General features: G+C 72.1%; 18 protein-coding genes and 2 pseudogenes. 11 read left to right on the top strand and 9 right to left on the bottom strand.

Annotation, left to right across the window (positions count from 1 at the left end):
- Positions 1 to 25: 25 nt before the first annotated feature.
- Positions 26 to 2,428: a M4 family metallopeptidase gene (locus ACWC21_RS14275; RefSeq protein WP_450881477.1), complete on the bottom strand. Its 2,403-nt coding sequence runs from the start codon at positions 2,426 to 2,428 to the stop codon at positions 26 to 28.
- Positions 2,429 to 2,698: 270 nt separating this feature from the next.
- Between ACWC21_RS14275 and ACWC21_RS14270 the strand changes: the two genes are divergently transcribed.
- The 3 genes from ACWC21_RS14270 to ACWC21_RS14260 all read left to right on the top strand — a co-directional run bounded on the left by ACWC21_RS14270 (position 2,699) and on the right by ACWC21_RS14260 (position 5,871).
- Positions 2,699 to 4,201, top strand: coding sequence for a metallophosphoesterase family protein (locus tag ACWC21_RS14270; RefSeq protein ID WP_450881475.1), 1,503 nt, complete (start codon positions 2,699 to 2,701; stop codon positions 4,199 to 4,201).
- Positions 4,202 to 4,274: 73 nt separating this feature from the next.
- Entirely contained in the window at positions 4,275 to 5,303 is a 1,029-nt protein-coding gene (locus ACWC21_RS14265; protein ID WP_450881473.1) for an LLM class flavin-dependent oxidoreductase, read from the top strand.
- 124 nt (positions 5,304 to 5,427) lie between these two features.
- Positions 5,428 to 5,871, top strand: coding sequence for an NUDIX domain-containing protein (locus tag ACWC21_RS14260; RefSeq protein WP_450881471.1), 444 nt, complete (start codon positions 5,428 to 5,430; stop codon positions 5,869 to 5,871).
- A 119-nt stretch (positions 5,872 to 5,990) separates the two neighbouring features.
- On the opposite strand, the gene ACWC21_RS14255 is transcribed toward ACWC21_RS14260, so the two are convergent.
- Positions 5,991 to 6,932 (bottom strand): FAD-dependent oxidoreductase, encoded by a 942-nt coding sequence (locus ACWC21_RS14255; RefSeq protein WP_450881469.1) that lies wholly within the window; start codon positions 6,930 to 6,932, stop codon positions 5,991 to 5,993.
- A gap of 91 nt (positions 6,933 to 7,023) precedes the next feature.
- On the opposite strand from ACWC21_RS14255, the gene ACWC21_RS14250 reads away from it, so the two are divergent.
- The gene (locus ACWC21_RS14250) at positions 7,024 to 7,458 is read left to right on the top strand and encodes a cupin domain-containing protein (protein WP_450881467.1); all 435 of its coding nucleotides are present in this window, start codon (positions 7,024 to 7,026) and stop codon (positions 7,456 to 7,458) included.
- 17 nt (positions 7,459 to 7,475) lie between these two features.
- On the opposite strand, the gene ACWC21_RS14245 is transcribed toward ACWC21_RS14250, so the two are convergent.
- Genes ACWC21_RS14245 through ACWC21_RS14235 form a run of 3 tightly spaced genes read right to left on the bottom strand, consistent with a single transcriptional unit; the run spans position 7,476 to position 10,711 of the window.
- The gene (locus ACWC21_RS14245; RefSeq protein WP_450881465.1) at positions 7,476 to 9,812 is read right to left on the bottom strand and encodes a SpoIIE family protein phosphatase; all 2,337 of its coding nucleotides are present in this window, start codon (positions 9,810 to 9,812) and stop codon (positions 7,476 to 7,478) included.
- 54 nt (positions 9,813 to 9,866) lie between these two features.
- Positions 9,867 to 10,334: a peroxiredoxin gene (locus tag ACWC21_RS14240; protein ID WP_450881463.1), complete on the bottom strand. Its 468-nt coding sequence runs from the start codon at positions 10,332 to 10,334 to the stop codon at positions 9,867 to 9,869.
- Entirely contained in the window at positions 10,331 to 10,711 is a 381-nt protein-coding gene (locus ACWC21_RS14235; RefSeq protein ID WP_450881461.1) for a DoxX family protein, read from the bottom strand. The genes ACWC21_RS14240 and ACWC21_RS14235 overlap by 4 nt, the downstream gene beginning before the upstream one ends.
- Positions 10,712 to 11,004: 293 nt before the next feature.
- On the opposite strand from ACWC21_RS14235, the gene ACWC21_RS14230 reads away from it, so the two are divergent.
- The 6 genes from ACWC21_RS14230 to hemC all read left to right on the top strand — a co-directional run bounded on the left by ACWC21_RS14230 (position 11,005) and on the right by hemC (position 16,628).
- Positions 11,005 to 11,961, top strand: coding sequence for an alpha/beta hydrolase fold domain-containing protein (locus ACWC21_RS14230; RefSeq protein WP_450881459.1), 957 nt, complete (start codon positions 11,005 to 11,007; stop codon positions 11,959 to 11,961).
- Positions 11,962 to 12,144: 183 nt separating this feature from the next.
- Positions 12,145 to 12,609, top strand: coding sequence for an SH3 domain-containing protein (locus tag ACWC21_RS14225; protein WP_450881457.1), 465 nt, complete (start codon positions 12,145 to 12,147; stop codon positions 12,607 to 12,609).
- Positions 12,610 to 12,805: 196 nt separating this feature from the next.
- Positions 12,806 to 13,564, top strand: a complete 759-nt coding sequence (locus ACWC21_RS14220; RefSeq protein WP_450881455.1) for an XRE family transcriptional regulator — start codon at positions 12,806 to 12,808, stop codon at positions 13,562 to 13,564.
- Between the two features lie 166 nt (positions 13,565 to 13,730).
- The gene (locus tag ACWC21_RS14215; protein WP_450881727.1) at positions 13,731 to 14,711 is read left to right on the top strand and encodes an ATP-dependent DNA ligase; all 981 of its coding nucleotides are present in this window, start codon (positions 13,731 to 13,733) and stop codon (positions 14,709 to 14,711) included.
- A 128-nt stretch (positions 14,712 to 14,839) separates the two neighbouring features.
- Positions 14,840 to 15,619: an NPP1 family protein gene (locus ACWC21_RS14210; RefSeq protein WP_450881453.1), complete on the top strand. Its 780-nt coding sequence runs from the start codon at positions 14,840 to 14,842 to the stop codon at positions 15,617 to 15,619.
- Positions 15,620 to 15,692: 73 nt separating this feature from the next.
- Positions 15,693 to 16,628 carry a hydroxymethylbilane synthase gene (hemC, locus tag ACWC21_RS14205; protein WP_450881452.1) on the top strand — a complete coding sequence of 312 codons (936 nt, stop codon included), beginning with the start codon at positions 15,693 to 15,695 and terminating at the stop codon, positions 16,626 to 16,628.
- A gap of 37 nt (positions 16,629 to 16,665) precedes the next feature.
- Here hemC and ACWC21_RS14200 read toward each other — a convergent pair whose 3' ends face one another.
- The 4 genes and pseudogenes from ACWC21_RS14200 to ACWC21_RS14185 form a co-directional block, all read right to left on the bottom strand.
- Positions 16,666 to 17,199, bottom strand: a complete 534-nt coding sequence (locus tag ACWC21_RS14200) for a hypothetical protein (protein ID WP_450881450.1) — start codon at positions 17,197 to 17,199, stop codon at positions 16,666 to 16,668.
- A gap of 190 nt (positions 17,200 to 17,389) precedes the next feature.
- Positions 17,390 to 17,848, bottom strand: a pseudogene (locus ACWC21_RS14195) (ABC transporter permease); the annotation flags it as partial.
- Positions 17,848 to 18,012: pseudogene (locus ACWC21_RS14190) on the bottom strand (ABC transporter ATP-binding protein); the annotation flags it as partial. The pseudogenes ACWC21_RS14195 and ACWC21_RS14190, both read right to left, overlap by 1 nt.
- A complete protein-coding gene (locus ACWC21_RS14185) occupies positions 18,009 to 18,464 on the bottom strand; it encodes a MarR family winged helix-turn-helix transcriptional regulator (protein WP_450881448.1) in 456 nt (151 codons plus the stop codon). The gene ACWC21_RS14185 and the pseudogene ACWC21_RS14190, both read right to left, overlap by 4 nt.
- A 266-nt stretch (positions 18,465 to 18,730) precedes the next feature.
- Here ACWC21_RS14185 and ACWC21_RS14180 point away from each other — a divergent pair, with 266 nt between their 5' ends.
- The gene (locus tag ACWC21_RS14180; RefSeq protein WP_450881446.1) at positions 18,731 to 19,522 is read left to right on the top strand and encodes an RNA polymerase sigma factor SigF; all 792 of its coding nucleotides are present in this window, start codon (positions 18,731 to 18,733) and stop codon (positions 19,520 to 19,522) included.
- Positions 19,523 to 19,529: the final 7 nt, after the last annotated feature.

The following is a 19,529-nucleotide window of genomic DNA, read 5'->3' as shown; positions in this document are numbered from 1 at the left end:
GGGACACGTCGGTCGGTGGCGGGGGTCAGCCGGTCGTCAGGGCGGTGTCGTCGACGACGAAGCTGGTCTGCAGCGAGGAGTCCTCGACACCGCTGAACTTCAGGGTGACCGTCGAGCCCGCGAAGGACGACAGGTCGAAGGTCTTCTGGGTGTACCCGGAGGCCTTGTTGAGGTTCGAGTACGTGGCCAGGGTGGTCGAGCCGGCGGTGACCGTCAGCTTGTCGTAGGCCGTGCTGGTGCTGGTCTCCGACGAGTCGACGTGCAGGTAGAAGGTGAGCGACGCCTTGCAGCCGCTCGGGATGGTCACCGACTGGGACAGTGTGTCGGTGTGGGTGGAGCCGTAGCCGTCCAGCCAGGCGTAGTAGGACCCGCCGTGGGCGCTCTGGCCGCTCTCGTCGGTGATGACCCCGCTGGACGCCGTCCACGTGGTGTTGCCCGACTCGAAGCCCTGGTTGCCCAGGAGCTGGGCCGGGGTGCAGCCGCCACCGCCGCCGTTGGGGCTGACCGTCCAGGTGAAGGACGCCGTGCCGGTCGCGCCGGTGGAGTCGGTCACCGTGACGGTGGTGCTGTAGGTGCCCGCCGTGGTGGGCGTGCCGGAGATCACGCCGGTGGAGCTGTCGACCGACAGTCCGGTGGGCAGTCCGGTCGCGGCGTAGGTCAGGGACCCGCTGTTGGTGCTGCTCGCCGATATCCGCAGGTTCACCGCGGTGCCGACGGTGGCGGACTGGCTGCCGGGGTTGGTCACCGTGACGCCGGTGCTGGGCGGGGTGATGTGGCTGCCGACGTTGATGCCGGCGAAGGCGTTGCCGACCCCGGCGTACTGGGTGGAGTTGGTGCCGTACAGGGCGGCGGCCGCGTTGAGGGCGGCGGTGCGGGCGCCCGCGTAGTTGGTGCTCGACGTCATGTACGTGGTCAGCGCCTTGTACCAGATCTGCAGGGCCGCGGCCCGGCCGATGCCGGTGACGGCGACGCCGTCGGAGGTGGGGCTGTTGTACGTGACGCCGTTGATGGTCTTGCTGCCGCTGCCCTCGGCCAGCAGGTAGAACATGTGGTTCGCCGGGCCCGAGGAGTAGTGCACGTCCAGGTTGCCGACGCCGGAGTACCAGCTGTCGGCGGATCCGCCGTCCTTGCTCGGCTTGTCCATGTACCGCAAAGGCGAGCCGTCGCCGTTGATGTCGATCTTCTCGCCGATGAGGTAGTCACCGACGTCGGAGGAGTTGTTCGCGTAGAACTCGACGCCCGCCGTGCCGAAGATGTCGGAGGTGGCCTCGTTCAGACCGCCCGACTCGCCGCTGTAGTCGAGGCCCGCGGTGTTGGAGGTGACGCCGTGGCTCATCTCGTGCCCGGCCACGTCCAGCGAGGTCAGGGCGTGGGTGTTGCCGGAGCCGTCGCCGTAGGTCATGCAGAAGCAGTCGTCGTCCCAGAAGGCGTTGACGTAGCCGCTGCTGTAGTGGACACGGGAGTAGGCCGCGGCGCCGTCGTTCTTGATGCCGCTGCGGCCGAACGTGTTCTTGTAGAAGTCCCAGGTCTCCTGGGCGCCGTAGGCGGCGTCCGCGCCGGCGGTCTGGGTGTTGGAGCCGGACCCGGTGCCCCAGACGTCGTCGGAGTCGGTCATCAGGGTGCCGGTGCCCGACGTGCCGTTGTTCAGGGTGTACGTCTTGTGGCCGCCGCGCGTGGTGTCGTACAGCTGGTACGCCGCCCCGGACGGCGTGGTGTTCAGCGTGACCGTGCCGCTGTACTGGGTGTTGCCGGTGCCCGTCTCGACCGCCTGGTAGCGGTGGAGTTCCCTGCCGGTGGTGGCGTCCGTGATGACATGGAGCTTGCTGGGCGTTCCGTCGTCCTGGAAGCCGCCGATCACGGTCTCCCAGGCGAGCCTGGGGGTGCCGGTGCCGGCCCAGATCACCTTGCGGGCGCTGCCGGCGGTGGGCTTCTTCGCGCGCAGGGCCTTGGCGGTCTTCAGGGCCTCGGCCTGGGCGGCCGACCTGGTGAAGGCCGCGGCGGTGGAGGCGACTTCGATCGTGTGCTTGTTGTTGAAGGTGGTGCTCACCGTGCCGGCGGCCAGGGAGGCCGGTGGGGTGTGCACGACGAGGTCGCCGCCGAGGACGGGGAGGCCGTCGTAGGTGCGCTCGTAACGGGTGTGCACGGTGCCGTCGTTGTCCTTGACGACGTCCTTGACGACCAGCTTCTCCTTGGCGCCGAGGCCGAGGGTGCGGGCGGTCGCGGAGGTCTTCCGCCGGGCGGACTCGAGCAGCGCGCTGTGCTGGGCCGGGGTCAGTCTGACCTCGAGCCCGCCGGTACGCAGGGGGCTGGGGTGGGGGGTGGCCGGCTTGGCGGCGGCCGGGACCGCCTGGAGGCCGACGGCAAGGAAGGCCGCGGTGGAGACCAGGGCGGCCGCGGCCGTGGCCCGGGTGTGGGGAAGGCGTCTCACTCGTACTCCTCCTGCTGCGGCCGCCGGGTCGCGGCCGGTGACAGACCGGGCAGACGGGTGTGCTGTCCGGGAAGAGCTGAGCTGTGCGGGACCGTGACGTGTGGAGAGACGACGGGGGAGGATCCGTGCGTGCTGAGGGAGAATGACATTCTTGACTCGCACATGTCATCACCTCCTGGGACAGTCGAGGGTTTTCCCTACGCGGGAGTAGGCAGGCCGGGGCGTGCCCCGCCAACCGCTCGGCGCCGGGCCGTTGTTACGGTTCACCGCGTGTCTGACTCCTCACGCGATACCGCGGAAGGCGCCGGCTGGGGCGCTGCCGAGCCCGGCGACTACCGGCGGCTGATGCCGGACCACGTCGAGAAGTTGTCGTGGCTGAATCCGAGGACGCTGTGGGCCGCCCGCAACGGCGTGCTGGCGTCCTGGTTCGGCGACCCCACGGGCCGCACCCGCGCCCGCTGGGTGGCCCAGCGGGCCGCCGCCGGCGCCCGGCCCGACAAGGTGATCCGGCGCGACGACGGTGACCGGTTCTCCTTCATGGTCATCGGTGACACCGGGGAGGGCGACGCCTCCCAGTACGCGGTCGTGCCCGGCTTTCTGAGAACCGCTCAGGACACCTCCTTCGCCGTGATCGCCAGTGACGTGATCTATCCCGTCGGCAGCGCCGACGACTACGGCACCAAGTTCTTCCGCCCCTACCAGGACTACCGGGCGCCCATCTACGCGATACCCGGCAACCACGACTGGTACGAGGACCTCGGCGCGTTCATGCGCGTCTTCTGCGACGACGCCCCGCCCCTCGCCCGTGAGCCGGCGCCCCGCCCCCTCACCCGCGCCTGGTGGCGCGTCCTGCTGTGGCACAGACCGCGTCCGGCGGACGAGCAACGCCTGGCCGCCGCGAGGACGTTGCGTGCGGCACCCGAGCAGCGGGCGGTCCAGCCGGGTCCCTACTGGGCGATCGACGCTGGGCCGGTACGGATCATCGGCATCGACACCGGGCTGCTCGGCGGCATCGACGCCGAACAGGGCGCGTGGCTGCGCGAGGTGGCGCGGGGGCCGCGCCCGAAGATCCTCGTCACCGGCTCGCCCCTGTACGTGGACGGCGAGCACCACCCCTGCACCATCGAGGGCGGCGGCACCGTCGACGACATCGTGCGCGACCCCGCCCATCACTTCGTGGCGGCGATCGGCGGCGACATCCACAACTACCAGCGCTATCCGGTCGACGTGGACGGCCGGACCGTCCAGTACGTCGTCTCCGGCGGCGGCGGAGCCTTCATGCACGCCACGCACACCATCCCACGCGTCTCCGTGGGCGGCGTCACCGAGCGGGACTTCCGCTGCTACCCCCTGCGCGGCGACTCCCTGGCCTTCTACAGCCGGCTGTACGGACACCGTCTGCGGCTGCGGCGCTTCTTCACCCTCACCGAGGCCGAGGCGACCGCCGTCGTCGCCGAGCGGCTGGGCATTCCGCCGACCCGCTCCCCGGGCACCCCGGTGCGCCTGACCCGCCGCGTCCGGCTCGTGGCGAGCCTGCTGGGTGCCGGACGCCGCCCCGAGCGCCGTTCCCGGTTCCGGCTGCCGGTGCGGAAGATCTACACCCAGCTGTTCTCGCCGGGCTCGGCCACCTACAGCCCGCCGTTCTTCAAGTCCTTCCTGCGTCTGGACGTCACCCCGGAAGCCGTCCGGCTGCGCTGCTTCGCCGCGACCGGCAACCGGGCGCAGGAGATCGCGCCACCGGTCGAGGACGAGGTCGTCATTCCGCTGGTCTGATCACACGCCCGCAACACTCGGCTGCGACAATCGGCACAGCACCTCGGAGCCGACGAAACCGCCGGAGGAAGCCATGCCGTCCGCCGCACGCCCGCTGCGCAAGCTGGGCTTCCTCACCATCGGCCTGTTCGACGCGGCCGATCCGCGCCGGGGCCACGAGTCCACGCTGGAGATCATCGAGCTGGGCGAGCGGCTGGGCTTCGACAGCGCCTGGGTACGCCACCGCCACCTGCAGTACGGCATCTCCTCGCCCGTCGCCGTGCTGGCCGCGGCCTCGCAGCGCACGCGGCGTATCGAGCTGGGCACCGCGGTCATCCCGCTCGGCTGGGAGAACCCGCTGCGCCTCGCGGAGGACCTGGCGACCGTCGACATCCTCTCCGGCGGGCGTCTCAACCCGGGCGTCAGCGTGGGTCCGCCCATGCACTACGACCAGGTGAAGGAGGCCCTTTACCCGGACACGGCCGACGTCGAGGACTTCTCCTACGAGCGGGTGCGGCGGCTGCTGGACTTCGTACGGGGCACGCCGGCCACGGACTTCAGCGGGGTCGAGGGTTTCGAAGTGTTCGCCGACGTCGTGCAGCCGCACTCCCCCGGGCTGGGCCGCCGTGTCTGGTACGGCGGTGGGAGCCTCGGCTCGGCGCGCCGGGCGGGCGAGCACGCCATGAACTTCCTGACCAGCAGCGTGGTCAAGGCGGACGTCGCGGACGGGCCCGCGGACTTCGCGGAGATCCAGCTGTCCCACATCCGGGAGTTCCGCGCCCACCACCCGGACGGCGAGGCGGCCCGCGTGTCCCAGGGCCTCGTGGTGATCCCCACCGACTCCGCCACGCCCGAGCAGCGCGCCAGGTACGAGGAGTACGCGGCGAAACGCCTGCCCCGTACGGCCTCCCCGCAGGGCCCGGCGCGGCTGCTGTTCGCGCCGGACCTGGTCGGCACCTCGGCCGAGATCGCCGAACGACTGCAGACGCACGCCGCGTTCCGCGAGGTCGACGAGGTGGCGTTCGCACTGCCCTTCACCTTCGGCCACGAGGACTACGTGCAGATCCTCACCGACATGGCACAGCGGTTGGGCCCGGCGCTGGGATGGCGGCCCTCCGTCTGACGCACCAGGGGCCCACCTCGGTACCGGTGACCGGATCGGACGGTCTGCCGCCCACGCCCACTGGCACATGTCCGGCGAGCATCACCCGGTGCATGCGAGGGGATGCAACACCTACGCTGTGATGATGGGTGAGTTGGCGTTACGTGTCCGGGTCGCTGCCTACGTGCTGCGCCGGAGGGCGGGACGGTTGGAACTGCTGGTGTTCGATCACGACGCGGACCTGCCGCCCGGCACGCACGTCCCGGCGGGGGGTGTGGCTCCGGAGGAGCGACTGGAAGAGGCGGTGGTGCGGGAAGTCGCCGAGGAGAGCGGACTGACCTGCGTGCGGGTGCTGCGCCCGCTCGCGGAGGATCACACCCCGCACCCGATCCGACGCTTCCCCCGTCACACCACGTTCTTCGAACTGGAGGTGGACGGCGACGCGGATGCCCCGGATGCATGGGACCACCATGTGACGGGCGCCGGGCGCGACAACGGCATGACGTTCCATTGCCGTTTCGAGCCGCTGCCCCTGGCCTTCCCGTTGGCGGACGGCCAGGACGCCTGGCTGAGTCGCCTGGAGGTGTGAGCTCCGTCGCCGGACCGCCTCCAGGGTGGGCGTGGCAGACCAGCCGTGAACGCCGTGCGCTGGGGTCGGGCCGGCCCCGGCTCGGCACGCGCCGGGCCGAACCGGCGGAAGTGGGGGGGCTATCTGGCCTTGAACCGGTCCGGACGCACGAAGTCCAGGCCTTCGACGGTCTGCTTGCCGAGCGCCTCGTGTGCGGCGATGTGGCCGTAACCGGTGGCCATTTTGAAGCCTTTTCCGGAGAATCCGGTGGCACAGTAGACCCTGCTGTTCTCGTCCAGCCGGCCGAGGAGGGGATGCCTGTCCTCGGTGAAAAGGTCGGGGAAGGCGTCGGAGCGCACGATGGTGGGGATCAGGCCGGGGAAGAATTCGGTGACGGTCTCGGTGACCTTTTCGATTTCTTGCGGGGTGAGTTCCCTGGGCACGGAGTCCGGGTCGGGGGTTGTCCTTGCGCCCCCTCTCAGCGGCGCGTCCACCGATGCCTTGACCGTCACGCCGTCGACGGCGGGTGCGCCGTACAGGGAGCGATCGTCGTACTGCCGGCTGAAGACGGGGAAGTTCTCCGGCGAGAACTGTGTGCCGTCCTGGGCGACGAACCAGGTCAGGACGATCCGATGGGTTTCCGTGACGGCCTTGAGGTGGTCGGGCATGAGCCTTCGGGACCAGCCGCCGGAGGCGACGACGACCTTCTCGAACGTCCAGGTTCTGTCGCCCGAGGTGACGACCACGCCGTGGTCGGTTTCGGTGATGCTGTCCACGGGTGTGTTCTGAAGGACGGTGGCGCCGTTCGCCTGGGCCGCCGCGACGGCGGCGCTGACGGCGCGCCTTCGCGAACCTCGCCCTCGGCCCGGTCGCCCTGGTGCGCCGGCTCGGCTCGGGGCGGCAGGAATCCCTGCTCTCGGTCGAGAACACGGCGGGGATCGCCGCCCCCGGAGGTGAGGCCGTATGACACGGGCGGCCGTCCCCGTCCGGGCCCGCCGGCGGATGGGCGGCGGCCCCGGACGGCACGAGGAACTCCGACCGCCTCGCCCCCCGGTCCGGCGCGGACTCCGACACTGACACACGATGATCCGGATTACCCGGTTCCGGCCCCAACAGCCCTGTCAGGCCTCTATGTTCGCGGCGGTATCAGCTCGCGTCCCCGGAGGTCCCCGCATGCGCACCGCACTCCGTACCGTCGTCACCGGCACGGTGACCGCCACCGCCATATTCACCTGCGGCACCGCCGGAGCCACCCCGGCGGGGCCGGGAGTGACCGCCCGGATCATCAGCCAGACCACCGTGGACGGCACCGACTACACCCTGCGGGAGATCACGGTACCGCCCGGTCAGAGCACCGGCTGGCACTACCACGACGGCCCGCTGTACGGCTTCGTCAAGCAGGGCACCCTCAGCCACTTCGACTCCGGCTGCGCCCCGGACGGCGTGTACCGCGCGGGCAGCACGATCCAGGAGCCGCCCGGCCCGGACCATGTGCACATCGGCCGCAACCTGGGTGACACGCCGCTCGTGCTCGACGTGCTCTACGTCCTCCCGCACGGCGCCCCCTTCTCGGAGGACGCGGCGAACCCGGGCTGCCCGTTCCAGTGACCGGTCCGCGCCGGTGATCAGTCCGGCAGCGGCTGCTCCGCCCAGATCGTCTTGCCCCGGGACGTCTGCCTGCTGCCCCACCGCTGGGTGAGCTGGGCGACCAGCAGCAGTCCGCGGCCCCCCTCGTCGTAGGCGTGCGCCCGGCGCAGGTGCGGTGAGGTGGAACTGCCGTCCGACACCTCGCAGATGAGGGCCCGGTCGCGGATCAGGCGCAGCCGGATGGGCGGTACGCCGTAGCGGATCGCGTTGGTGACCAGCTCACTGACGACGAGTTCGGTGATGAAGGTGACCTCGTCCAGTCCCCAGGCGGCCAGCTGCTCGGTGGCCGCCTGCCGGGCGGTGGCCACTTCGGCCGGATCCGGCGGGACGTCCCAGGTGGCGACCCGGTCGGTGCCGAGCGCGCGGGTACGGGCCAGGAGCAGGGCCACGTCGTCGCTGGGCTGCTCGGGCAGGACGGCCTTCAGTACGTTGTCGCCGAGTGCCTCGAGCGAGTCCGCGGGGATGGTCAGCGCACGGCACAGCTCCTCGGTCGTGCGATCGACGTCGCGGTCGCGGTCCTCGACGAGGCCGTCGGTGTACAGGGCGAGGACCGAGCCCTCCGGCAGCTGGACCTCGGTCGCCTCGAACGGCAGGCCGCCGACGCCGAGCGGCGGCCCGGCGGCCATCGGGACGAGCTGCGCGGTCCCGCCGGGCAGCATCAGGGCCGGGGCCGGGTGGCCGGCGGCGGCCAGGACGAGCCGGCGCGAGACGGGATCGTAGACGGCGTACAGGCAGGTGGCCCCCAGCTCGGCGGCCTCCTCGTCGCTGTCGTCGCCCGCCAGGTGGGTCACCAGGTCGTCCAGGTGGGTGAGCAGCTCGTCCGGGGGCAGGTCGACGTCCGCGAGGGTGCGTACGGCGGTGCGCAGACGGCCCATGGTCGCGGACGACTGGATGCCGTGTCCGACCACGTCCCCGACGACCAGGCCCACCCGGCTGCCGGACAGTGGGATGACGTCGAACCAGTCGCCGCCGATGCCGGCCAGCGACCCGCACGGCAGATAGCGGTGGGCGATGTCCACGGCGGCCTGTCCGGGCAGGCCGCGGGGCAGAAGGCTGTGCTGCAGGGCGAGGGCGGTGGTGCGCTCGCGGGCGAAGCGGCGGGCGTTGTCGATGCAGACGGCGGCCCGGCTGGCGAGTTCCTCGGCGAACAGCGCGTCGTCGGCGCCGTAGTCGTCCGGGTGGGTGATGCGGACGCCGACCGCCACGCCCAGCGTGGTACCGCGGGCCCGCAGCGGTACGGCGAACATCGTGTGGGCGCCGACCCGGTACCGGGTGCCCTCGGGCCCCCGGGCGTTGCGCTCTGCGACCCAGCCGACGAATTCCGGTTCACCCGCCTGGGCGAGCACGGCCCGGCCCGTGCGCAGCGCCCGTGCGGGCGGGGTGGAACCCCCGTAGACGTCCGTCTGGCCCAGGTGCAGCACGGCCTCCGGGTTGCCCTCGGTGACCGATCCGTGGGCGACCCGGCACAGCACGACGTCGCCCTCCGGGACCATCGGCGGCTCGTCGGCCCCGAGGACCCAGTCGAGCAGGTCGACGCTGGCGAAGTCGGCGTACCGCGGTACGAGGAGCTCCACCACCTCCTCCGCGGTGCGCACCACGTCCAGGGTGGTGCCGATCCCGGTCGCGGCCTCGTTCAGCAGCGCCAGGCGCCGTCGGGCCCAGAGCTGCTCGGTGCTGTCCAGTGCCGCCAGGGCGACTCCGGTCACCTCGCCGGAGGCGGCGCGCACCGGCCACATCTCGACGTTCCAGGCGTGCTCCCGGTACGGGGCCGGCGCACCGCCGAAGCTCTCGAAGCGGGCCGGGCGGCCGGTCTCGGCGATCTGGCGCAGATGGCTCAGGAAGGCCCGGTTCTGCCGGCTGTCCTCCACGGTCTCGGAGAAGTGACGGCCGAGCAGCGCCTCCTCGGGCACTCCCATCACCTGGCAGGCCACGTCGTTCATGCGCAGATAGCGCTGACTGGAGTCGAAGACCGTCATGGACATCGACGCCTGTTGGAAGGCCTGGCCCGCGAGGGTGGTCTCGCCGTCCCCGGCCGGCCGCGCGGTGACGACGAATCCGGCCGGCCGGGCGTCGGCGCCGAGCACCGGGCACGCCGTGAGGGTGAGCTCGACGCGGTGGCCGTCCCGGTGGCGCAGCGCGACGGGACCGGTGCGGGCGGCGACGGAGCCGGGCGGCGGGTCCTCGGCGAGCAGTTCGGCCGCCGACCGTCCCACCACCGCCTCCGCGGAGTAGCCCGTGAGCAGCCGGGCGCCCTCGCTCCACCCGGTCACGACACCCAGGGCGTCAAGGGTCGCCACAGCAGCGACATGCTCCATACACCCCAGAATGATCCCTTTATCCCGGGGCATCAAGCGCGCACGGCCCGCGTCTCACCCCCGACGGCCGCGCAGAGCCGCCAGAGCCCGGTCGGCGTGCGTGTTCATGCGCAGCTCACTGCGCACGACCTCCAGGACCGTGCGGTCCTCTGCCAGCACGAAGGTGACCCGCTTGGTCGGTGCCAGCGAGAAGCCGCGCTTCACACCGAACCTCTCACGGACCGTGCCGTCCGGGTCGGACAGCAGCGTCATGCCCAGCCGGTGCTGCCCGGTGAACTCCTGCTGGCGTTCGACGGAGTCCCCGCTGATCCCCACGGGCCGTGCGCCGACCGCGGCGAACTCGGCGGCGAGATCGCGGAAGTGGCAGGCCTCGGCGGTGCAGCCGGGGGTCAGGGCGGCGGGGTAGAAGAACAGCACCACGGGGCCTTCGGCGAGCAGGTCCGACAGCCGTCGGGACACACCCGTCTCGTCCGGCAGTTCGAAGTCCTCGACCTTGTCACCGACGTCGACGCGCTCGCTCATGCCCGGCCCTCCGCTCCACGCGCGATCCCGCGGGCCCACAGCACCAGGGGCAACTGGAGCGGCAACCGGGCGAGGGTGGCGGCTCGCAGCGGGGCGGGCCGGTGTCGCCAGTCGACGGCCATCTGCACATTGGCGGGGAACACACCGACGAAGAAGGCCGCGGCGGCCTTGGCCGTCACGGAGCGCGTGCGGGGCAGCGCCACGCCCGCCGCGAGCGCCAGCTCGACCGCCCCGCTCGCGTACGTCCACGTCCTGGGTGATCCCGGCAGGGCCCGGGGAATCGTCGCGTCGAACGGGCGTGGCGAGGCGAAGTGGGCGACACCCGCGGCGGCCAGCAGGCCGGCGAGCAGCAGGGGTGAGCGTTCGGACCGGGGCACGGTTCCTCCTCGTGGCGACTGGCCCGGATATTACTCCCCGGTAGGCGCCGGGGGCTCCGCGGCTCAGGCGGAGCCCACCCGCGCACCCGCCTCGTGCCCGGACTCGCCCTCGACGGACCGGGCGAGGGAGTCGCCGCCCGTGCGACGGAAGAGCCGGCCGGTCCGGGTCGCACGGGGCGCCCCGGCCCCCCAGGCGCTGGGCGGGCTCCCCTTCGGCCGCAGCGGCCGACCAGGGCCGGGAGGGCATGTTATCGTCGCCCGCAATCAACAGGAATCCTGTCGATGGGAGTCGTATGTCCCTTCTCTCCCGCCCGGCGGTGGCCGCACTCGCCGCAAGGGCGATGCAGTCGGCCTCCGGGCTGGCGAGCCGACGCACCAGCGGCTCCGGCTCGGATGCGTCATGGCACGCCCGTTTCCCGGAACTCCCTCGCCGAACGCGCGAGTTGACCATCCCCACCACCGTCGCACCGGCCCGCGCCACGGTTTACCTGCCCGCGGACACCGAGGACGGCCGACCGCCCGCGGTGCACGTGAACTTCCACGGCGGGGGCTATGTGATGGCCCTGACCGAGATCGACGACCCGCTGTGCCGCTTCCTCGCCGCGAAGGCCGGGGTCGTCGTGGTCAACGTGGACTACGTCGTCGCTCCGCAGCACCCCTTCCCGGCACCGCCCCGGCAGGCCGTCGAGGTCGTCCGCTGGATCGCGGCGCACGGCACGGAAGAGGGCTGGGACGGATCCCGGCTCACGGTGGGCGGCCAGAGCGCCGGCGGCGGGCTCGCGGCGGCCGTGGCCCGGCAGGCGCTTCGGGAGGGCGGCCCCTCGATCGCACTGCAGGTGCTGCACTATCCCCCGCTCGACCTGGCGACCGACGCCCGCGACAAGCGCGCCGCCGTGCCCCGGCCGATGCTGCGGCCCTGGATGGCCGAGGTCTTCGACACGTCGTACGTCCCGGACCCGCGGCGGCGTGCGGATCCACTCGTGTCGCCGGCCCATCCGTCCGACACCGCCGACCTGAGGGGCATCGCTCCGGCGTTGGTGATCACGGCCGAGTACGACCTCCTCCGCGCGGAGGGCGAGCGCTATGCCGAACGGTTGCGCACGGCGGACGCGCTGGCCGCGCTCCACGACGTGGCCGGGGCCGACCACGGGTACGACGGCACGGATGACGAGAAGGCCCGGGAGGTCTACGCCCTCATCGCCCGGCACCTACGCCGTGCCGTGGGCGACGAGGGATCATCCACGGGGTGACCGGAGACGGGGAGGACGGTGGAACGCCTTCCGGCCGAGGACCAGACGGCCGGAGTGCCGCGTCCCCGGGAACGTCCCCGGTGTCCCGCGGGAGGCGGGGACGGCATCCTGACGCCTCCTCACGGACACGCTGGCTGTCGTGGCCACGCTTCGTGGTCACGAGAACGACAGCCGGAGGTTTCCATGATCCGACGGACCGTGCAGAGCGGCCTGCTGGCCGCCGTCGCGGTGCTCGCGTTCCTGCCCACGGCGGCCGGCGCCGCCCCGGCGGGCGCGACCACCCCGCATCCCTCGCCCACCGCCACGGCGCAGCGCTCCCTCCCCTCACTGCTCCCCGCCCCCGCCCGGCACACGCGGCGGCACCACACCACCCACCGCGTCCGCCGCGCGAAGCACCACGTCCGCCGCACACGGCACCACGTGACGGGTCGTGTGGCCACGCACCGCATGGCGCTGAACGTCCGCTCCGGTCCGGGTACGGGCTACCGAGTCGTCGGCCACCGGCACGACCACCGGCTGGTGTACCTGACCTGCGAGAGCTACGGCTCCGGTGTGTTCGGCAACCATGTCTGGTACCGGCTCCCTCACCACAGAGGATTCGTCTCCGCCCGCTACGTGCGGGTCGGCGCCACCGTTCCGTGGTGCTGACGACCGCGGACCGCAGTACGCCCTGACCGCCGAGGCCTGTTCGGGAACCGTGCGCTCCCCGAACAGGCCTTCGGCGCGCTCCCTCCGCCTCACCGTCCTCATACCTTGCCGCGCGTTGCGGTCGCCGTGTCGTTGGGAAGCCATCCCGGCAACAGGGGCGAAACGCCCATAGTGATATGAAGTCGAGGGACGCACCATGCGGCACCCCCAAGGGCCGACCACGCCGGACGAGTCACTGGTGGTCAGACTGCGCGAGCTGAAGGAGCTCACCGGGCTGAGCCTGGCCGCGCTGGCCGCCCGCACGCCGTACAGCAAGTCCGCCTGGCACCGTTACCTGACCGGCACCAAGCGTCCACCCCGTCCGGCCGTGGAGTCGCTCACCCGCCTCGCGGGCGTGGATCCCGCGCCCGTACTGGCCCTGTGGCAGGCCGCCGACGGCCCGCCCGCCCCGAGCCCGCCCGTGGGAACCGGCCGGGCACGACCCCGGTGGCGGCGCCTCCCCCTGCCCGCGCTCGTCCTGCTGGGCGTGGCCGCCGCGGTCACCGCCGTACTCGCCCTCTGGGGCCGGCACGGCCCGGCCGGTACGCAGACGGTGGCGGAGCCCCGCTGTCACCGGCGGTCCTGCCAGGGCCGGCTGCCCGACGCGTCGGCCTGCGCCAGGGACGCGCGGACCGGCAGCAGGGTCACCGGCAGCACCTACGACGTCCGGCTGCGCTACTCACCGTCCTGCGGCACGGCCTGGTCGGAGCTGCGGATGCGCTCCCCGCGCGCCCGGGAGGTGTCCGTGCGCGCGGGCCAGGACGTGCTCTCCGCGGCGTATCCGGCCGAGGACACCGCCGGCTACACCAGCCCGATGGTCTCCGTGCCGTCCCCCCGGGGCGTGGAGGCCTGCGCGGAGGTGGACGGCGAGTTGGCATGCACGGGCCTGTACGTCGAGCCCCCGGCCAGGGGGTGAGGCGCGCGGCGCCGCGCCCCGGGTCACGGGCGCGGCGCGGTGAGGCCGACGGGCGGTGAGCAGTTCCTGCCGGGTCCCGGCGGACCCGACCGGCCGTTCAGGGGAACCGGCCGGGAAAGGGGCGTGAGCCGGCCGGGCGCGGTCGACACCTTCAGCCGTGACCGCCGTGACGCTGCCGCTGATCCCGCCGATGCTCGCCACGCCCGGCACGCTGCCGCCCGCCGCGCAGGACACCCGGTGGGCCTACGAGACCAAGCAGGACGGCCAGCGCGTGGTGGCCTACCTGCCCGGCGACGGCAGCCTGCTGCTGCGCGCACGCTCCGGCGAGGACATCACCGCCGCCTACCCCGAACTGCGCCCCCTCGGCCGTGCTCTCGGCAGCACGCCCGCGGTCCTGGACGGTGAGATCCTCGCCGTCGACGAACACGGCCGCGCCGACTTCCAGTTGCTGCAGAGCCGCATGGGCCTGGCCCACGCACCGGCACTGGCGGCCCGCAGGGCCGCCCGGATTCCGGTGCACCTGGTGCTGTTCGACGTGCTGCACCTCCAGGGACGCCCCCTCCTCACCCTGCCCTACGTCCGGCGCCGCGTGCTGCTGGAGGACCTCGGCCTGGCGGGGCCCTCCTGGTCGACGCCGGCCGCCGTCACCGGGCACGGCGGCGAGGCGCTGCGGGCGACGCGGGAACACGGGCTGGAGGGGCTGGTGTGCAAGCGGCTGGACTCGGTGTACGAGCCCGGGGTGCGCTCCCGCGCCTGGATCAAGATCCGTAACCTGCGCAGCGAGGACGTCATCGTCGGCGGCTGGCTGCCGGGCAAGGGCCGGCTGACCGGTCTGCCGGGCGCGGTGCTGGTCGGCCAGCGCGCCACCGGGCGGCTGCGGTACGTCGGCGGGGTGGGCACCGGCTGGAGCGAGGCGGAGCGGGCCGAACTGGCCCTGCTGCTGCGGGCCGCCGAGACCGGCGTGTGCCCCTTCGAGCCCGTGCCACCGGTCTCCGGCGCGCACTGGGTGCTGCCCCGGCTGGTCGGCGAGGTCAGCTACAGCACGCGTACCAGGGCCGGAATGCTGCGCCAGCCGTCCTGGCTGCGGCTGCGTCCGGACCTCACCCCGGAGGAGTCGTCGGCGGACCTGCCGGACGACGCCCGCTGACGACGCGTCACCGCCGCCGGGGCTTCACCACTGCGACGCCCGGTGCAGCTCGTGCCGGGCCCCTTGGCAGGGACATGTAGAGCATGGATGCTGAATCGCCCTGCCCCACGACCTCGTTGGAGGAGTCAGTGTCGTCACGGACGTTGTCGCGCGTCAGGCCCCGGAGATGGCTCGCCGGACTCGCCGGCGCCGCCGCCCTCGTGGTCGCGTTTCCCGCCGCCGCCTTCGCCGCTCCGCCGCAGGCGCTGCCGGTCGACGCCGAGACCGCGGAACTGACGTACCAGCCCGCCTTCGACTACGACACCGACGGCTGCTATCCGACGCCCGCCATCGGACCGGACGGCACGGTCAACGGCGGCCTGAAGCCGACCGGCGCCCTCAACGGCAACTGTCACGACGCCTCCGACCTGGACAACACCAACAGCTACTCGCGCTACAGGTGCGACAACGGCTGGTGCGCCTACATGTACGGCCTGTACTTCGAGAAGGACCAGGCGCTGCCCGGCAGCGGCATCGGCGGCCACCGCAACGACTGGGAGCACGTCGTGGTGTGGGTGCGGGACGGCCGGGTCCAGTACGTGTCGACCTCCAACCACGGCTCGTTCACCGTGCACGCGGTCTCGCAGGTCCGTTTCGAGGGCACCCACCCGAAGATCGTCTACCACAAGGACGGCATCGGCACCCACTGCTTCCGGCTGGCGAACGGCAACGACGAGCCACCGGAGAACCACAAGCACACCTGGCAGTACCCGCCGCTGGTCGGCTGGAACGGCTACCCGGCCGGCCTGCGCGAGAAGTTGAGCGCGTACGACTTCGGCAGCGCGCATTTCGGTCTGAAGGACGACAGTTTCGCCTCGCACCTGTCGAAGGCGATGCCGTCCGGCATCACGTTCGACCCGGGCGTCTGAGGTACCCGGGGGCCCGGCGGTCATGCGGCGGCGGGTGGCGCCGGAGGGCCGGCGCACCCACTATCGTGTCCCCATGGCCGTCCCGGAACTCATCCGTATCGTCTCCCGCGACTCTCCGATGGCACTCGCCCAAGTGGAGCGGGTCCGCGCCGAGTTGGCGACCCTGCAGCCGGGGATGCGCACCGAGGTCGTACCGGTGAGAACGACCGGGGACAAGTGGCTCGGCGCCCTGTCCCAGGTCGAGGGCAAGGGCGCGTTCACCAAGGAGGTCGACGCCGCGCTGCTGGCCGGCGAGGCGGACCTGGCGGTGCACTGTCTCAAGGACGTGCCCGCCGACCGGCCGCTGCCCGCCGGAACGGTGTTCGCGGCGTTCCTGAAGCGGGACGACATCCGTGACGCGCTCGTCCACCCGGGCGGACTCACCCTCGGTGAACTGCCCCCGGGCACCCGCGTCGGCACCTCCTCGGTGCGCCGGGTCGCCCAGCTGGCGGCCACCCATCCGCACCTGAAGTGCGTGCCGTTCCGCGGCAACGCCAACCGCCGCCTGGAAAAACTCGCGGCCGGTGAAGCCGACGCGCTGCTGCTGGCGGTCGCCGGGCTGGAGCGGATCGGCCGGCGGGACGTGGTCACCGAGGTGCTGTCCGAGGAGACGATGATGCCGTCGATCGGCGCGGGCATCCTCGCCCTGCAGTGCCGCCAGGACGATTCCGACCTGATCGACGCGGTCAGCGGCCTGGGCGACCCGGACACCCACCGGGAGGCGACCGCGGAGCGCATGTTCCTGCATGTGCTGCAGGGGCACTGCAACAGCCCGATCTCCGGATACGCGCGCGCCGGCCACGGTGGCGAACTGTCCTTGCGGGCGTGTGTGTTCACCCCGGACGGCAAGACCCGGCTGAACGCCCACGAGTGGGCGGGCCGCCTGGACCCGGCCACGCTCGGCACGTCGGTCGCGGTGGCCCTGCTGCGACAGGGCGCCCGGGAGATCATCGACGGCATCCCCCACTAGGGGGTGTCGTTCGGGATCAAGCCCCCGGGCCGTGACCTCAGGCCGTGGTGGTGCCCGGGTCCCCCTGGTCGCGCAGGTAGGTGCTGACCTGGTGGGCCAGGCTGCCCGGTCCGGCGGCCGCGGCGGCACCGGCGCCGACGTGCCCCTCGTGCACACCGATGCCGCCGGCCCACAGCCGGCGCTCGGTCCACTCCTCGTCGACCCGCAGCTGGATCTGGACGTCCACCTGGGCCAGGGCCGCCTCGGGACCCGCGGCGTACAGCACGGCGGTGGCGCGGCGCAGCGGGTAGACGTCGAAGCCCTCGACGAACTGGGAGTTGCGCCAGTCGATGAAGGCGCCCTCCCCGTCGGGGCCGACCCGGACGTCGATCTGGCCGTCCTCGAGGTGCACGAGGAAGTGCCGCGCGCCGCGGTTCTCCACGGTCACCCGGAGACGGAAGTACGTCAGCCCGGCGGCGGCGTCGTCCCGTCCGCGCGGCGGCTCGGCCGCTTCCAGACGGTGGACGCGGATCCGCAGACCGGCATGCTCCTCGTACTCCTGCCAGTCCCCGACCACGTTCGGCTCGTACACAATGCCCCTCTCGACCTCCGAGGCCTGCTTCCTATCTGTGCGCTCAGTGCACTGTCAAATGAGCAGAATGCGCTGTGGCCAGGGGGTTCGCCCGCTTTGATCGACGATCAAGCCGTGCCCAGCGGATATCCGGCCGAGCGACCCGCCGACGGGTGCGGCGCGCGTGCCGCACATCACGTCGGCGGCAAGATCAGCGGGCCAGTCGCCCCAGCAGCGAGGAGGCCGCGGCGATGCCCAGCGCGGCCACCACCGTCAGGACGCCGAAATCGACGGCCAGGTGTGCGGGGGTGCCGAGCAGCAGACCACGCAGGGCGTCGACCTGGTGGCTCAGCGGGTTGACCTTGCTGACCGCCTGGAGCCAGCCCGGCATCACGGAGACCGGGTACAGCGCGTTGGAGCCGAAGAACAGCGGCATCGTGATGGCCTGCCCGATGCCCATCAGACGGTCACGGCTGAGCACGATGCCGGCGATGGTCATCGACAGGCAGGAGAAGAAGACGGAGGCGAGGACGACGGCCGCCGCGACGCCGAGCAGCTTCAGCGGGTTCCAGGTGAGGGACACGCCGATCAGCGCCGACCGCGGGGTCGGGGTGACGAGGAGTTTGTTGAGGATGCCGGCGTCCCGCTCCCAGATGATCTGGATGCCGTAGGGCCGAGCAGTCCGAAGACCTCGCCCTCGCGCACCACCAGATCGAGCCCGTCGACCGCGTTGGTGTCCCCGAAGGCGTAGGCGAGCCCGGTACAGGTGACCGCGGCCGCCGCCTCGGCCGGTCGGGTGACGGTGTCCGCGTCGGCGGCGGTGTCCCGGGTCATGGTTCCTCGGCCTCCTCGTGCAGGGTGACGGCCAGCTTGCGCAGCGCCGGCAGGGCGGCGCGCAGCGCTTCCCGGTCGGCCTCGCCGAGCCGGGCCACGTGCCGGCCGACCAGGGCGGCCCGCCGTCGCTGCCAGTCGCCCAGCCGGTTCTGTGCCGCCTCGGTCAGGCGGAGGCGGGCGGCGCGCCGGTCGGCGGGATCGGTCTCGCGGATCAGGTGCCCGTCCCGGACGAGCCGGTTCACCAGGGTTGACACCGAGTTGCCCGCCAGATGCAGCTCCTTGGCCGCGTCCGAGACGCCGATGCCCGGCCGGGTCTCGACCAGGCGCAGCAGTTCCACATCGGCGCCACGCAGTCGTGGCCCGGTCAGTCCGCTGCGCAACCGGCGGCGGAGCAGCCGCTGCACCCCCACGAGGGCGTCGGCCAGTTCCTCCGGGAAGGTGCCCGATTCCACACTTGGGAGATTACCTCTGCTCCAGAGGTATCTCCCCCGAGCGGAAGTCAAGAGGGCGCCAGGTGAACGACAACTGGAATAAATCATCACATGTCAGATGATGAGATGATTTGCCTTGATACGTCCTACTGTGGGAATCTTCACCTATGTGCTTCGGACAGGAGGCACGTCCGTGGGAGCCGGTCCGCCGGACCCCAGGCCTTCGTCCGGCCCGTGCCAGCTCCCATGGTGTCTTCCCACCCGGCACCCGCTGAGGGAGGCCCTCGATGCGCGGCACCAAGAGAACGAAGCCCCACCCGCACGACGACGCCCCGGACACCGCTGCGGCGTTCGAGCGGCTCGCGGTGCTGTCCGACGGCTCGGAGCGGCAGGCGCTGCGGGACGAACTGGTGCGTGTCTGGCTGCCCATGGCCGAACGGATAGCCGTGAGGTTCCGCGGCCGCGGCGAGTCCTTGGAGGACCTCTACCAGGTGGCCGCGCTCGGTCTGGTGAAGGCCGTCGACCACTTCGACCCGTCGCGCGGCCGTGCCTTCGAGGCGTACGCCGTGCCGACCGTCACCGGGGAGATCAAGCGGCACTTCCGCGACCACATGTGGACCCTGCACGTGCCCCGCCGGGTGCAGGACCTGCGCAACCGTGTCCGGAGCACCGTGAAGGAACTGGGACAGACGATCCCGGGGCGGTCACCCACCGTCGCCGAGATCGCCAACCGCGCGCACCTGACCGAGGACGAGGTGCTGACCGGCCTGGAGGCGCTGGAGTGCTTCACCGCGCTCTCCCTGGACGCCGAGATGCCCGGTACGGACGGCTACGCGCTGGGGGACGCCCTGGGCGGGCCCGAGCCCGGGTACGACCTGGTGGTCGACCGCGCCGCGGTCAAGCCGTGTCTGCAGGCGCTGCCCGAACGTGAACGCATGATCCTCTATCTGCGGTTCTTCCGCGGGATGACGCAGAGCCGGATCGCGCAGCAGCTCGGCATCTCGCAGATGCACGTGTCCCGGCTGCTCAGCACCTGCTTCGCGCACCTGCGCGAGGAACTGCTCAGCGATTCCCGCTGATCCGCCG

The sequence above is a fragment of the Streptomyces sp. NPDC001348 genome, from assembly GCF_053597535.1.
Note: the sequence above shows the minus strand (reverse complement) of the source record. Positions and strands in the feature narration are given on the sequence as shown.